Origin of the sequence: Psychrobacter jeotgali (genome assembly GCF_904846315.1) — a bacterium.
GTDB lineage: Bacteria > Pseudomonadota > Gammaproteobacteria > Pseudomonadales > Moraxellaceae > Psychrobacter > Psychrobacter jeotgali.
The window spans coordinates 1154684-1170463 of record NZ_CAJHAF010000001.1 but is presented as its reverse complement, the minus strand read 5'-3'; the positions used below and the strand labels follow the sequence as shown (position 1 = coordinate 1170463).

The following is a 15780-nucleotide window of genomic DNA, read 5'->3' as shown; positions in this document are numbered from 1 at the left end:
TGAATTATTAAAATGAAGGTTAATTACTTATGGATTAGAGTTATTACCTGCTTGAGATATCTTTGCAGAGAAGTAGACGTTACCGATCTCCTTTCCTGCCAAGCTGGCAAAGGTGCCGGTAATGACATTACCAGAAATGTTTGATGTGGCTGCTGCTGAGTTAATACTGGTATCAGAAGCAAAGTCACTTTGATAGGTAAGTTTGCCAACCAAACTATCCTTCAAGACAATGTTATTGATTTTGATATTAGTAAAGGTGTTAATAGCCTCTAATTTATAGAAAGCACAAGCACCCGCTGTACCAGTAAGATCAGTTGTGACCCAATCATTAGCAGGAATATCTGTTGGTGCAGTACCACAGCTAGCGACAGCTTGGTACTTGGTCAAGTCAATACCTTGCATAGTCGTAGTTGAGGTAGTAGATACGTTTTTGGTAGGTGCTGGGGTACCATCTACTTCAGTCTTTGGTAAGATGGCAACAGTAATCTCTTCAAACTTACCGATATCATTCTTACCTTGCAATTTACTGCCCGAACCATTGGTAGCGACTACTACACCAATAGTGACTGAACCAGCAGGAGAGCCAGCAACAGCAGATGCTAAGCCAGCTGGAGCAGCATTATTAAGATCATATTGCCCGCTTTGATTAGCAGTCAATACTTTTTCACCCGAATCAAATACGCCATTATTGTTGGCATCCACGAATACTTGAGTAACATTAATTTGACTGATATCAGTAGTAGGAGTGATAGTAAACAACACATCCCCAGCTTTAGCAGCCTCGGTAATGTCTTTACCAGCGTTGGTTATAGTATAGGTATAAACGTTATTAGTACTTTGTAGTGCTACTTCTTTATCAGCGCCTTTACTAATGTTTAATTCGCGATTTTGCTGTGTAGGTCTTATCGTACCGTTATCAGTATCTGTACCGACACTAGGATTAGCTGGGTCTTCATAGTTATTTTCAATAACTGAGTCATCTTTTTTATCGCCTGAGCTATCTACAAGATCAAAGCTACCATCGCCATTAGTGTCGTCTCTTACCACTGCATAGTTATTAAAGGTACTATCAACAGTAGCATTTTCTGCTTTCTTAGCACGGAAAGTAACCGTAATGGTTTGGTTCTGTAAGATATTTTGACCAGTTACAGTAACGGTTCTGCCATCGCTTGAGATGCTAGGAGTAACGCTACTAGTGCCACCAGTGGTAGTAGGCGCTACATAGTTATCCTCACCACTTTGAATGGCAACCAAACCATTAGGTAGCTTATCTTCGATAGTAACTGCGGTACCATCTTCATTACCTTGGTTAGTGACGGTAATGGTATAGTCGACATAAGCATTGTCATTTTTAAGGTCAAAATTCTTAGTGCCAAGGTTAGTCGTTGCCGACTTGTTAATGGCATAAATAGGCGTAGTGGTAATAGCATTGTCAGTATTAGTAATGGTAGCTGTTTTACCCTTACCATTTAAGAAGGTACTAATAGCAGTAACAGTAAGTATGCCGTTCTTTCCAACAACACGAGCTGTTTCTGCCGCCGCTGTCACTGTAATTCCAGCAGACTCACCAGCGCCTAGTGTTATAGTTCCACCGTTAGCAACCGTCACAACGTCGCCAATATTGTTCCCATCAGCGCTTACCTTTTGATATTTAATAACGCTGTTGGCGATACTATAGTTAAAGTCATCACCTTCGCCATTCTGAATACTAATAGTATAGCTATCAGCGACGTTACCAGCGTTGCTTAAGGTATGTTTAAAGTCGACCTTCTGATCAATTTGCGGGTTAATAGTAAGGTTCTTATTAAGATCATCATTAGGTTTGTCGTCAGCTGAAGTAGCAATTAAGCTAAATGCACCTGTTTCAGTAACATTAATTTTGACTTCATTTGATTCAGCTTTTTGTTCAGTAGTATTACCCTCAACCATATAGGTAGCTTCAGCTTTGTTAGTAACAGAAAAGGCATTCTCCTGATCGTAGGTGAGGCTAGTAGTGGCCATAGCGATACTGGCAACGCCCATGGCAGTAACAATACCAACGGTCAGCACTGAATATTTAAAAGGGTTTGGTTTCATACGGTAAATCTCCTAAGGGTAAATGAAATGCTCTAACAATGGGATTAATTGACAATAGTATTCAGTGCTACAGCGGCAGATTTCTTGGCTGGTAATAATTTGATATTCCAGCGCAGGCTACGATATTCAGATAATGGGATTTTGACCAACTTGCCATCGACACGGCGCATAAGCGGCATATCAGCGTAGTTCTTGCCATCAACGCTGGCTTGCGCACTAGTCGGGAGTGCTACCCCATTAAAGGTCATGTTGACAGGAATAGGCAGTACCACTACTAAGTCTTTAATGTCTTTGTCGATGGTATTGGTATAAGTGGCTTTATATTGTACGACCGTGCCCTTGGGCGCCGTGCTGATAGGCGAGTAGACAACTTTGCCTTCAGCATTGGTCATGACTTTATTAGCACTTAGTTGCATATCTAGAGCTTCATTGGCGTGAGCGGCGCTCAACAACAAGCTAGAAGCCAAAGTAGCTAATAAAACACTGCGTAAGTAGTTAAAACATTTCATATAACTTTCCTTGCTAAAACCATGGCTATCAGTAACCTTGGTCTTCAGTTATTCAACTGATGTTCGATATAATTAACTGTTACTGATAAAGAGTAGATATCTTTTCTATGTTGGCATTATTACAAAGTAGCTACAAACATTCATCATAAAAGCGACAAATGGCAATTTGAAGGGTGTCAGTGGTAATGACCCTCATCACAAACAAAGACCTCTGTTTGTGATGAGGGAAATTGATAAGAAAGGAGTCAGTAGGTAGTTGTTTTAAATGGGATTTATAACTTGCAGAATACAGTCATAAATACTTTTGTGGAGGTGTAGAAACGGCAGCCTGTTAAGGTGCCGCTGGATTAGAAACGGTGTTTCCGTATTTAGTATTAAAATAGAGTGTCGCCATATTTGGCTGAGTAGCAGATGATGGAGTAGCCGCTAAGTTAAATTTATTGGACGTAATTTCACCATTGGTGCCATAAGCAACGGTAGGACTCGCTATCGAAGTAGGAAGAAATAAAGGTGCCGGTAATTCAAACACAGAAATGACAGGCGTACTTTGTAGCTGGTCAGTGATTTGAATTTTCTCTAAACCTATATGTCCACGGTTATAGGCTTGAATCCGATAAGCAATACACTGGTTTGGAGCAAGATCTTCGATCGTATTTATACTGAAGCCCAAAGTTGGATTCTCGCCCTCAGGGATAGCTTGATAGTCTAAGGCGCTATCACACTGATGAACGTATTGAGATTTCACCAATACTAAAGCTGAGTTGTTCTCTTTGACCTCACCAAAGTCTAAATTACGGAGCATTTCGCCTCCCGCACTTTTCTCAGTCTTGTAATCATAAACGTTGGGCATTAGAGTGACTTTACGCTTATCAGGAGTGGTGTCAACCTTATACAGCCATGAGCTGGGCTCATTCTCAACCAAGCAGACTTCGGTTTTACCTAATAAAGCGCTTACCGGTACTACAAATCGATATCTGCCTTCAGAAGAGACTGTTTGCGCTGTGGTATTGGTGATGTTGTTACCATTACAGTCTGTGAGGCTGATGCTCAAATTACTATTAGAGATACCTGATTCAGTAGCGCTATCAAAGATACCGTTAAAGTAATCCTTGTTGCCGATAAAGGTAGTAGAGATGTCTCGTTTGGTTTCTTCAGCAGCTGTGATGCCACCATTATCATTAAACACAATGCCTGAAAAAGTATAGCTTACCGGGGTGTTAGTAATGGTACAGATGATTTCATCGCCATAGGATGCCCCTGATAAGGTAAACGAACGAGTCTTAGCCACCGCGTCGTAAGTCATATCAGCAGTGGGCATGACAGTGGTGCTACCTGTACTATTGTTGGTACAGATATAAGTCGCTTTATAGTTAGCAATATCACCAAGCGTCGAGCCATTCATTACCCGTTCAGTAATGGTATAAGTGGTATTCTCCGTCAAGCTCAAGAGACGACTACTAGCATTATTTACAGTGGCAGCAGTGCCCGTAGTGGTAAAACTATTGCTCGCTATTGATCCACCAGTGACTTTGACCTCAAACTGATCGCGCTTGCTATCAGTATCATTGATACGATTGCCTTCTAGCTCTTTTTTAACTATTAGTTTTGGCGGTGCTAGACAAAAGTAAAAGTCAGAATAGCCTACGGCATGATAGCTATTTCTTTCAGTAAAAGTATTGTTGTGCTTTAAGTTAAGAGGGGTGTTTGCAGGATTATAGCCCCAAGTGGCATCGATAGTACATTCATTAGTATCACAGTTTCGACCTCTAATAGCCGTGACTTTATCTCTATTAGCATTGATAGTATGGAAGATATCATTAAAGGTTAGCTGACCATTGCTACTAGAGACATCTACTTGTTCTATGTACGGTACTTGACCGGAGATAATAGTTGAGTCTATATCTTGTATTTTATAGCCGACCTTACTCACAGGACGGTTTACGCTAACGTCCAAAACGTGATTGGTTCTCACTCCATAAGAGTGATGCAATAAATTAATCGCTGAGGTAGTAACATCTTTTAGTGAACTATAAAAAGGTGGTCTGCCCCCAGAGGTTGAAGTGTTTAAATCTAAAAGATTAGAGAAGCTAATATTAAAGCTTTTGTTACCTGAAGCCTCAGTGAATGTAAAAGTCTTTGAAGTGTTGCCGCCAACCCAACTGCTCAGGCTTTGGCTCTGAATAGGACTAAAAGCTGGTGGGTTAGCGCCAATATAGTACATTTTATGTCCGCTTGGACAAATGGCTGGCGTGTCAGTGGTGCCGCCATCAAATATAGCGGTTACTGTATTACGATCACTGGCGCTCTTGGATGCTAGAGTTGGATGGCTGATGGTGGCGGTATTGGTTACGGTTGAACCTTGTTCAGCAGTTACTCTCGTAGGGATGTTAATACTGTAGCTCTGACCAATCGGTATAGGCGGAACACTAAATCCAGCACCTTCTAGCTGCGCTACTGTCGGCACTGTATTACAACTATTGGTGCTATCTGCCGAGTCACAAGTGATATTAGATTGCTTACTGAGACCTGCGACTATAGGATCTTTTAGAGTCACGTTATTTAAGACCGCACCGCCAGTATTGGTTACCTTAATCGTATAATTGGTAAGGTTGGTAGTACCGATACTGGTAATACCATCGTCTTTAGAGATTTCATAAGACAGCGGCGCGTAACAGTAGCTGTCTACTCTAAATTCTATTTCTTGTTCCTCATCACCTTTGGTAATTCTGGTCGTATTGCCAAATGAAATCGTTACCGAGTCTACAGGTTGATCAAAGGCGATAGAGCCTTGGCAGTCTGTTGCAAGCGTGCCTCTACACCGAATTCGGTTGGCATTGCCAGACTGATAAAGTGAGCCATTAGAACCAGTGACTGTAGAGCCTGCAATAGATTGAATAATGCCATTGATGGTAGTGCCTGCTTTGGTCTTACCCGTCACGGTTACCAAATCATCCCAACCTTCACCTTTATCTAGATATCTATCAATTTCAAATACACTGAGCGCAACATTATTAAGAAAAAGAGGTTCAGTAGTATCACTTTTGCGAAAATCAAGGGTTACATTGGTGGTAGAAGTAGGGTCATCGTCGGCTTCTCTCCTAACACGAATAAATGAATAGCCGCCGCTATCTCTTTGCTCAACCCTTACTTTGGTTTTACGGTCAGTATCTATAGCACTCATCTGCATTTGTAGAGGAATGCTGCCAGAGCCTGCAATATCCGCGTAGTTTTTGCGAATATAACTAGAGAATAAAGTACTATAATCAGCTTCGGTAAAACTACCTTGAGTGCCAGCAGGGCATATTGCACCAGGATTTGGCGCAATAGCAAATGAGGAATTACTCATCAATAAAGCGATAAGTAAACTCATCGAGATGAATAGTTTATACATAAAATGACGGGCTCGATGTGAGCTTATTGAATTCAACAGATACAATGCTGGGTGCATGACATATTCCTAATAAAGCGCTACTAATATTACGAAGCTCTACACCAATCAGATACTGGGGTTATAGGAAAGCTTTAAATCTTGTAAAATTTACAGCTTGGTAGTGCTACAAAGTCGCGGTTACTAATAGTTCGTGGCTCTAAATTAGTTAACGGCTCTAAATAATCTATAGCCTGACGCTATGTTAACATTCGATATTAACATAATATGAGTGAGTGAATAGTTTAAAGTGACAAGAGGCATTATTGGTATGATAGACGGGGACTAAAGTTTTGGGCTGGATGATATTAATAAGTCCAATCATATTTAGACTATATTCATAGTAAAAGAAGAATGACTAGATAAAGCCTTAATATCCTTATATTAAGGCTTCTAATTATTGAAACTTTAATCTTGAAATAACTTTAGTTATATCATAGATTTAATAATAATTAAGGAACTACTAGACTAGTAACGGTAGTACCATATTTCGTATTGAAGTATAGCGTCGCCGAAGTGGGTGTGCTAGCTGTTGCTGCAACGGCAGCTAGGCTAAACTGGTTGGACTGGATCTCCCCATTAGTATCATAAACAACGGTAGGACTAGCTACCGATGTAGGTAGAAATAAAGGTGCAGGTTGTTTAAATACAGAGGCAACCGGCGTGTTTTGCAATATATCGCTAATTTGAATCTGTTCTAGAATTAAATGAGCGCGGTTATAAGCTTGAACTCGGTAAGCGATACAGTTATTTGGGCTAATATCACTAATAGGCTCTATACTAAAGCCTATCGTTGGGTTTTCACTGTCAGGAATACTCTGATAATCAAGATTACTATCACAGTCGTGAACGTATTGTGATTTGATAAGCACTAAAGCCGCATTATCAGACTTTACTTCCCCAAAGTCTAAATTACGTATTATCGTCCCTGAACTGCTTATTTCTGTTTTGTAATTATAGACATCGGCTACAAGTGTAATCTCTCGAACATTGGTGGTAGTATCTATGGGGTATTCCCACGCGCTGGGTTCAGCCTCAATCAAGCACACTTGGGTTTTATTGACTAAAGCACTAGGCGCTACGGTAAAGCGGTATCTGCCGTTGTTTACTGAATCATCTGCTACCGTTTGTGGGTTTGGCGAGCTAGTAGCTATATCTGTTCCACTGCAGTCAGTTAGACGTATGCTTAAATTACTACTAGAAATCCCCGATTCAGATCCACTATCGAATAGCCCATTAAAATAGCTGCTGTTAGCGGTAAAAGTGGCGGAGATATCTCGTTTTTTCTCATCGTCTGCGACGATACCGCCATTATCGTTGAATACAATACCTGAGAATACATAATTGGCGCTATTGGTAATGGTACAAGTGATTTCATCGGCGAAGTTGACGTTAGACAAATTGAATGAGCGTGTGCCTGCCGCTGCATCATAGCTCATTGCGCCACTAGGTACGATAGTGGTGCTATCAGTAGTAGTGTTGGTACAAGTATAACTGGCACTATAGCTGTTGGCATTACCATTTATTACTCGTTCAGTAATCGTATAAGTGGTGTTTTCTTTTAACTCTAAAACTGTACTACGACCGTTATTGATAGTCGCGCCGGTTCCAGTAGTTGTAAAGCTATTAGCAGCTATTGAACCGCCTACGACGGTTATCTCAAACTGATCACGCTTGGCGTTAGTATCATTAATACGATTGCCTTCGAGCTCTTTTTTGACTACCAGTTTTGGCGGCGCAAGACAGAAGTAAAAGTCAGAGTAGCCCATTAATTGCCCTGGTGTACTAGAGGTATTGTAGATATTGCCATGAGTGACTACAAAAGGGGTGCCCGCTGATTGATAGCCCCAATCTACATTGAAATCACATGGATTAGAAGTACTACAGTTCTCCCATCTTTTGCCTGCTATAGTTTGGTTGTTATTAGAAAGCTCTAAATAATCATTAAACGTACTTGGAAATGAGAATACGCCACCCGTCGCTTTATTATTGCTCGTATCAAATGAAAGGGACTCTACATAGCTATTTCGATTGGTATCTAAGTCTTGAACCAGAAAGCCGAACTTTGATACGGGCTTATTCATAGTGGCGGTTAATCGGTGATTAACAGGTGCGTATGGGCTTTCGTGATACATATTAATGGCATTGTTTGTTGCGCCAGAATAACTACTGTAGCTTGGATAACCGTTACGTAAATATGATATATCAGAAAACGCTAAGGTTAGCTTGATGCTACCAAAATTAAAGCTATTAGTATTGCTGGAGTTCCTAGTCCAGCCTAGATTTTGTGTTTGTATAGGAGAGTAAGCAGGTGGACTTTCGCCAAGGTAGTACATTTGATGTCCGCTCGGACAAGTTGCTGGTGCGCTGCTCGATCCACCACCAAATATAGAGGTTACTTCATTGCTATCACTCGCACTTTTAGGATCTAAGTTTGCAGTATTAATGTTAGCCGTATTAATAATAGTAGAGCCTTCAGCTGCCGTGACCCGTGTTGGCACTCTAATACTATAACTCTTGCCAACTGGTAAAGATGGGATATTAAATCCTGCGGCACGCTCTAGCTGGTTAACACTTGGCACGCTACTACAAATATTGGTGGGGTCATTATTATCACAGCTGATACCAATGAGCTTATTGAGACCTGAAACTGCCGGATCCTTTAAGGTAATATTAGTTAGTGGAAATCCTCCAGTATTGGTTACTTTAATGACATAATTAGTGGTATCGCCAGTAGCAACTATTGCTAGGCCATCATCTTTAGTAATCTCATAGGAAGGCGGTAGATAGCAGTAACTGTCTAACCGAAAGTCAATCTCTTGATTAGTGGTTGCAGATGACTTGATACGCTCAGTGGTTCTGTAAGTAAGGGTCACGGACTTAACGGGCTCCTCAAATACTACGGAGCCTTGACATCTTCCTTGCAAGCCTTTGGCAGAGCAGCCGCTATCACTAATATTATTGGTTCTCAGCCCTTTATCAAAAGCTACTACGTTTGAACCTGTTATAGTTTGGATTTTCCCAGTAATAGACTTGCTTTCAGCAACACCAGTAAATTTGACATAGTCATCAAAGTTACTGCTTCCTTGAGTAGAGGCGTCGATATCAAAGGCACTTAGAGCGACCTTACTAAGGTATAAAGGTTGTAAGGTATCACTATTACGAAACTCAAGGGTGATAGTGGTAGCGGCAGTATCATTGTTAGCAAAACGCTTATTAATATTAATAGCGTAGTTACTATTTTGGCTATTAACCGCAAAACTATTCGTGGTATTAGAGTTGCTATTAGGCAGCTCCTGCTTGCTCATCTTGATCTGTAAAGGAATGGTATTAGAAGGGGTGCTAACTACCGATCTAAAATCATTGTTATTATAGCTCGTCATTAGCGTGCTATAACTGGCATTGTTTAAACTGCCTTGTATGGCTCCTGCAGGACAGAAAGTATCTGGACCATCATTCGCCACTAAGGCAAAAGATGAGCTGCTAATCAATAGCAGTATGATGAGATTTATAATATTTTTTACAAAATTATCAATTGAATTCAGACGCTTACCATCTTTGGTTTTGCTCATAGTGCTACTTCCTATGTCCTGCATGTTGCAAATAAGCAGTGATCTTACTCACAATAAAAAAAATACTACTTATAAAGAATATAAACAAAAACCTTAATAAAATCTAACATTATATTACTCATAGTAAGCTTTTAGTGACAGAAGGCTAGGATTAATGCCTGAATGGAATCGGGAACTACTTTTATTATCCAACATTCATTACCTTTATTACTCCAAATAAGTTTAGACTAAATATTAGCTACTAGCACCAAAGTGCTAGTAGCTAATAGTAATATATTTATATTTTAACTAATCGCTATTTATCTTAGAAATACTTGTTGTGTTGTCATTTCTTCACAGCTATAAACATTAAGAGCGTAAGCGCCTATAATAGATGCTTATAGCTTGCTAGACAGATTTTGGATAGTTTGTGGTTTACGGTTAGTAAGGCAATGGTTATATTATTAGTTGTCTATCTTTGTTAATTGTCTATCGCCTTCGCAGCCTATCTAAACCATTCAGCAAGAATTAACTACTTAAATAAATCAAGGAAGTTATTGAGTAGACTATAATCTGGTTATATTATTACTAATACCCTGCTATTAAACGGGGATGATTATTTATAAGGACTAATAAAGATGAATTATTATAAGGATGCTGATAGCACCGAAACTCAAGAATGGCTCGACGCTTTTGAGTCGGTTATTAAACATACAGACAAAGATCGTGCCCAGTTTTTATTAAAGGCTTTATACAATAAGGCGGTGCAAGAAGGCATGCCGTTCAACCGCCTTGATACCGCTTATCTCAATACCATCGCGGTCGAAGATGAGCCTATGTATCCGGGTGATTTGACCATTGAGCGTAAAATTCGGGCTTTGATTCGTTATAACGCCTTGGCTATGGTCATGCGCGCTAATAAAAACGATGATGATTTGGGTGGACATTTGGCAACATTTGCCTCGAGTGCCACGCTTTATGAAACCGGTTTTAACCACTTTTTCCGGGCGGCTACCGATCATTTCGGCGGCGATATGATTTATTATCAAGGTCATTCGGCACCGGGTATCTACGCGCGTTCTTATCTAGAAGGACGTTTGGATGAAGAACAGCTTGATAATTTCCGTCGTGAAATTGGTGGTAAAGGGTTATCAAGCTATCCGCATCCCTATCTAATGCCAGATTATTGGCAGTTCCCAACGGTATCCATGGGTCTTGGCCCTATTATGTCGATTTATCATGCCCACGTGCATCGTTATATGGAAAACCGTGGCTTATTAGAAAAAGAAGATCGCAAAATTTGGACATTTATCGGTGATGGTGAGACTGATGAACCTGAAAGCTTAGGCGCCATCTCGCTGGCAGGTCGTGAAAAGCTAGATAATCTTATTTGGGTGATTAACTGTAATTTGCAGCGTCTGGATGGGCCGGTACGGGGTAATGGCAAGATTATTCAAGAGCTTGAGTCCGTATTCCGCGGGGCAGGCTGGCGAGTTATCAAGGTCATTTGGGGTGGCAACTGGGATACGCTGCTCGATAAAGATGAGACCGGTGTTCTTAAGTATCGTATGGAAGAAGCTGTCGATGGCGATTATCAGCTCTATGAAGCACGTACGCCAGAGTTTACTCGTGAGCATTTCTTTAATAAATACCCTGAGCTAAAAGAGATGGCAGATGAGCTATCAGATCATGATATCTCACGGCTTAATCGTGGTGGACATGATCCCATGAAAGTATATGCCGCTTTTAGTGAAGCCATGAAAACCAAGGGCCAGCCGACAGTAATATTAGTAAAAACCGTTAAAGGCTATGGCTTATCTACCCAAGCTCAAGCGGTAAATAAATCGCACCAAATCAAAAAGCTGGATCAAGAGTCTTTGATGTACTTCCGTGATCGCTTTGATTTGCCCTTTACCGACGAACAATTAGAGACTTTACCTTTCTACCGTCCTGAAGAGGACTCACTGGAAATGAAGTACCTCAAAGGTCGCCGTGAAGCCCTTGGTGGCCATTTACCTAATCGCCGCAGTGGTCATATCCCGCTCACTATTCCTGATTTATCTATCTTTGATCGAATGCTCCAAGGTAGTAAAGGCAAAGAGCAATCGACTACTATGGTATTCGTGCGTTTGCTCGCAGCCATGCTCAAAAACAAAGATATCCAAGACCGCGTAGTACCTATCGTCCCTGACGAAGCCCGTACTTTTGGTTTAGAGGGTATGTTCCGTCAATTAGGTATTTATTCTGCTGGTGGACAAAAATATACCCCAGAGGATAGCGAAGCCTTGATGGGCTATAAAGAAGCCAAAGACGGTCATATGTTAGAAGAGGGTATCAATGAAGCAGGGGCAATGAGTACTTGGATTGCCTTAGCGACCAGTTACTCAGTGAACGCCTTACCGATGATTCCGCTTTATATCTACTACTCAATGTTTGGTTTTCAGCGAGTAGGTGATCTAGCGTGGGCGGCAGGTGACTGTCAGGCTCAAGGCTTCTTATTAGGCGGTACAGCCGGCCGTACAACTTTGAATGGCGAGGGTTTGCAGCATCAGGATGGACATTCACAGATTCTGTTTAATACCGTTCCTAACTGTGTCAGCTATGACCCTTGTTTTGGTTACGAGCTAGCTGTGATTATGCATGATGGTTTACGCCGAATGTATGCCGAGGGTGAGCGCGTCTATTATTACTTGACGCTAATGAATGAGAACTATGAGCAACCTGCGATGCCAGAAGGGGTCGAAGAGGGTATCAAGCGTGGTATGTATTTGCTTGAAGATAATGGCTCAAACCAAGTTCAATTATTAGGTTCGGGGGTTATCTTACGTGAAGTGCAAAAAGCCGCCCGTATTCTAAAAGACGAGTTCAATATCAAGGCCAACGTTTGGAGTGTCACCAGCTTTAATGAATTGACCCGTGACGGTATGGCTTGTGATGATTATAACCGTTTGCATCCTATGGAAGAAGAAAAAGTCTCGTGGGTAACCGAACAGCTGGCTCCGCACGAAGGTATCGTAGTAGCAGCGACCGACTATATGCGTAATTACTCTGAGCAAATCCGTGCTTGGTTACCTGATAATCGTCCTTATACTACCTTGGGTACCGACGGTTACGGCCGTTCAGATACTCGTGAGAAGCTGCGTAGCTTTTTCCATGTTGATGCCGCTCATATTGTGGTAGCAACACTCAAACGCTTAGCAGATGAGGGAGAAGTTGAGATGCGCTTAGTAAAAGACGCTATTTCAAGCTTTGGTATTGATGCTGATCAGCCGCCTGCATGGCAACAACAGCCTCATTATGACCATTTCCCAGATGCTCCTGCTCCTGCACTTGATAATGTTAATCCGGTTCCTGTACCTGAATTTGTCGGTGAAGACGATGACGAAATCAGCAGTGAAGGCCGCGCAGAAGATCAAGCTGACGCCAATTTACTCAATGATGATGATGTCAAAGAATAATAACCATAAGACAATCGGAAGATAAGGAGAATAAAGATGGACATTAAAGCCCCCGACTTAGGTGTTGATAGCGCCGAAGTCAGTGAGATAATGGTGCAAGTCGGTGATGTCATTGCTAAAGACGATAACATTGTATTATTAGAGTCTGATAAAGCTTCAGTCGAAGTACCGAGCTCAGCCGCTGGCAAGATTACGAAGATTAATATTGCTGTTGGTGATCAAGTCAGTGAAGGCACGGTACTCATTGAGATTGATAGTGATGCAGCTGATACCAATAATGATGATACCAATTCAGACTCGGATGAAGCTTCTACTGAGAAGGCTGAAGCTGATAATAAGCAGTCTGAGCAAAAAGCAGCTAAGGAAGAAGAGACACAATCTAAGTCTAACTCAACATCAGCTAAAGCGGCATCAGGTAAAGCAACTACCCATGCCCTACCAGATTTAGGGGTTGATGAAGCCCAAGTGGCTGAGGTTATGGTAAGTGTGGGCGATACAGTGAGCGCCGATCAATCGATTCTATTGATTGAGTCGGATAAAGCGTCTGTTGAAGTCCCTGCGCCTGAAGCGGGCAAGATTGAAAAAATCTTGGTCGAAGCAGGTGATATGGTCGCTAATGGTCAAGATTTTGTGGTGATCATCGGTGATAGTGGCTCTCAAGTCGATGAAGTAGAAACTACGGCAGCGCCAGTTTCAGACAGTTCGAAAGATAAAAAAACAGCAACGCAAGTGCAAACTACAGGGGAGCCCAAGCAAGCGGCCAAACAGTCTACTACTACCAATAATCAGGACGATAAACTGTCTGAAGCACAAGTTAATGAAAAACTAACTGAGGTTTACGCCGGTCCTGCAGTACGTAAACTGGCTCGTCAGCTGGGGATAGATATCACCCAAGTAAACGGTTCAGCACTCAATGATCGTATCCTAAAAGAGGATTTATTTGCTCATGTTAAGAGCCGCTTAAGCTCGCAGCAAGCCGCTCCTGCCAGCGCTAATGTAGGTTCGGGCCTGCCGGCGTTACCAGATATGAGCAATGTTGAGCTTTGGGGTGAGACCGAAGTACAAGATTTAAGTCGTCTACAAAAAGTTTCGATTCCGCAGCTCAACTTAAATACTTATCTGCCGCAAGTGACCCAGTTTGATATATCAGACATTACTGAAACTGAAAAGCTACGCGGTGAGCTCAAAGGCGGTATGAAGGCAGAAGGTATTGGTTTGACTATTTTGGCCTTTATCGTAAAAGCAACGGCTTATGCCTTGACTCAATATCCGAGATTTAATAGTCATCTAAATGATGATAATAGCCAAATTATCTTACGTAAAACCGTCAATATGGGCATCGCCGTTGCTACCGATGACGGCTTAATCGTCCCTGTGATCAAAAATGCGCAAGATAAAGGTATTAAGCAAATCGCTATTGAGATTGGTGAGCTGGCCGTAAAAGCACGTGATAAAAAGCTCGGCACCAAGGATTTACAAGGGGCAAGCTTTACTATCTCCAGCCAAGGTAACTTGGGCGGCACCGCATTTACACCACTAGTAAACTGGCCACAAGTCGGTATATTAGGGGCGTCTGAAGCGACAATGCAGCCGCGCTGGAATAAAGATAAGCAAACCTTTGAGCCTCGTCTGATGCTACCGCTATCATTATCTTATGATCACCGTGTAATCAACGGTGCGGATGCGGCCGTATTTACTCGTTATGTAGCAAGCTTGCTAGCGGATCCACGTCATATTCTGCTTTAAGTATTCAAGATGCCTAAATAGCAATTATGAAAAGAAGATCATCTACGGATGGTCTTTTTTTTTGCTTAAGTATGGTGATTACCCCTCATTTTGATATCAGCACATTTTATTCATAAGCAGCAAAAAGCCAGCTATCAAGCTGGCTTTTTCATTCTCAATTTTGCTAATGCTATGGCTATATTAGAACTGCTTCACAAAAGCAACGCCATAAACCCAAGGGCTGATATCAACTTTACCTACATCATAAGACACACCGCCTGTTTGCAATTCAACGTCGGTATCAATATCGATATAGCGGGCATCAATACGGAAAGACTCAGTAGGCGTGAATGGAATATCTACACCAATATGCCCAGCAACTCCAAAACTATCATCAATATCTAGTTTTGCACCGCTAACACCAATTCTTTCTTTAAAGAAAGTAGTATAGTTTAAACCAACACCAACGAACGGTTTCACATTCATTGGCATGTTGTAGCCATCAAAGTGATACTGTAATGATAGAGTAGGTGGTAAATGCTGAGTTTTTGCATCAACCTTGCTACCATCAGCAGCTTTTAAGGTGATGTCGTGATGAAATGGAATGGCTGCTAGCAGTTCAACACCAACGTTATTAGCTATGAAATATTCACCAGTAATAGTAGGGCGAATATCATCATCAACATCGACTTTAAGAGCACCTAAAGGCGTAGACAAAGTACCGTTATCGCTTTTAGGGTCGACCATGTGGGCGCCGGCGCCGATAGTCCAAGTTCCTGCAGGAACGGCGATAGCAGAGGTCATAGTAAGTGCAGCGGCAGTGGCTAAAACTAGGGATTGTAGTTTCATCATTTGGTTCCTTAACGAAAAAGAGGAATATCAGTGGGATTATAATCAGAAGTGGATGCCTTCACTAATACACAACGCAGATGTTAAAATATAATCTGTAACATCTTAGGGGTAGTATAATACATATTCCTTGTTAACAGTAGTGATTTGGACACAAATCGGCTATTCAATGCTAAAAAGTTTTA

General features: G+C 41.5%; 7 protein-coding genes. 2 read left to right on the top strand and 5 right to left on the bottom strand.

Annotated features, from left to right (window positions below; all coding sequences use genetic code 11):
• Positions 1-27: 27 nt before the first annotated feature.
• The 4 genes from JMX18_RS04695 to JMX18_RS04680 form a co-directional block, all read right to left on the bottom strand.
• On the bottom strand, positions 28-2076 hold the full coding sequence (locus tag JMX18_RS04695) for a DUF11 domain-containing protein (protein WP_201585016.1): 2049 nt from the start codon (positions 2074-2076) through the stop codon (positions 28-30).
• Between the two features lie 44 nt (positions 2077-2120).
• On the bottom strand, positions 2121-2585 hold the full coding sequence (locus JMX18_RS04690) for a hypothetical protein (protein ID WP_201585014.1): 465 nt from the start codon (positions 2583-2585) through the stop codon (positions 2121-2123).
• A gap of 331 nt (positions 2586-2916) precedes the next feature.
• Positions 2917-6033 carry a DUF11 domain-containing protein gene (locus JMX18_RS04685; protein ID WP_201585012.1) on the bottom strand — a complete coding sequence of 1039 codons (3117 nt, stop codon included), beginning with the start codon at positions 6031-6033 and terminating at the stop codon, positions 2917-2919.
• 431 nt (positions 6034-6464) lie between these two features.
• Positions 6465-9584, bottom strand: coding sequence for a DUF11 domain-containing protein (locus JMX18_RS04680; protein WP_201585010.1), 3120 nt, complete (start codon positions 9582-9584; stop codon positions 6465-6467).
• Between the two features lie 617 nt (positions 9585-10201).
• Here JMX18_RS04680 and aceE point away from each other — a divergent pair.
• Together aceE and JMX18_RS04670 are read left to right on the top strand one after the other, a co-directional pair.
• Positions 10202-13021, top strand: a complete 2820-nt coding sequence (gene aceE / locus JMX18_RS04675; RefSeq protein ID WP_201585008.1) for a pyruvate dehydrogenase (acetyl-transferring), homodimeric type — start codon at positions 10202-10204, stop codon at positions 13019-13021.
• Between the two features lie 36 nt (positions 13022-13057).
• Entirely contained in the window at positions 13058-14767 is a 1710-nt protein-coding gene (locus JMX18_RS04670) for a 2-oxo acid dehydrogenase subunit E2 (protein ID WP_201584996.1), read from the top strand.
• Positions 14768-14947: 180 nt separating this feature from the next.
• On the opposite strand, the gene JMX18_RS04665 is transcribed toward JMX18_RS04670, so the two are convergent.
• Entirely contained in the window at positions 14948-15595 is a 648-nt protein-coding gene (locus tag JMX18_RS04665) for an OmpW/AlkL family protein (protein ID WP_201588230.1), read from the bottom strand.
• Positions 15596-15780: the final 185 nt, after the last annotated feature.

Bases quoted from the DNA above. Each gene is read 5' to 3' on its own strand.
- JMX18_RS04695 (WP_201585016.1), bottom strand. From the start codon at position 2,076: ATGAAACCAAACCCTTTTAAATATTCAGTGCTGACCGTTGGTATTGTT.
- JMX18_RS04690 (WP_201585014.1), bottom strand. From the start codon at position 2,585: ATGAAATGTTTTAACTACTTACGCAGTGTTTTATTAGCTACTTTGGCT.
- JMX18_RS04685 (WP_201585012.1), bottom strand. From the start codon at position 6,033: ATGCACCCAGCATTGTATCTGTTGAATTCAATAAGCTCACATCGAGCC.
- JMX18_RS04680 (WP_201585010.1), bottom strand. From the start codon at position 9,584: ATGAGCAAAACCAAAGATGGTAAGCGTCTGAATTCAATTGATAATTTT.
- aceE (WP_201585008.1), top strand. From the start codon at position 10,202: ATGAATTATTATAAGGATGCTGATAGCACCGAAACTCAAGAATGGCTC.
- JMX18_RS04670 (WP_201584996.1), top strand. From the start codon at position 13,058: ATGGACATTAAAGCCCCCGACTTAGGTGTTGATAGCGCCGAAGTCAGT.
- JMX18_RS04665 (WP_201588230.1), bottom strand. From the start codon at position 15,595: ATGAAACTACAATCCCTAGTTTTAGCCACTGCCGCTGCACTTACTATG.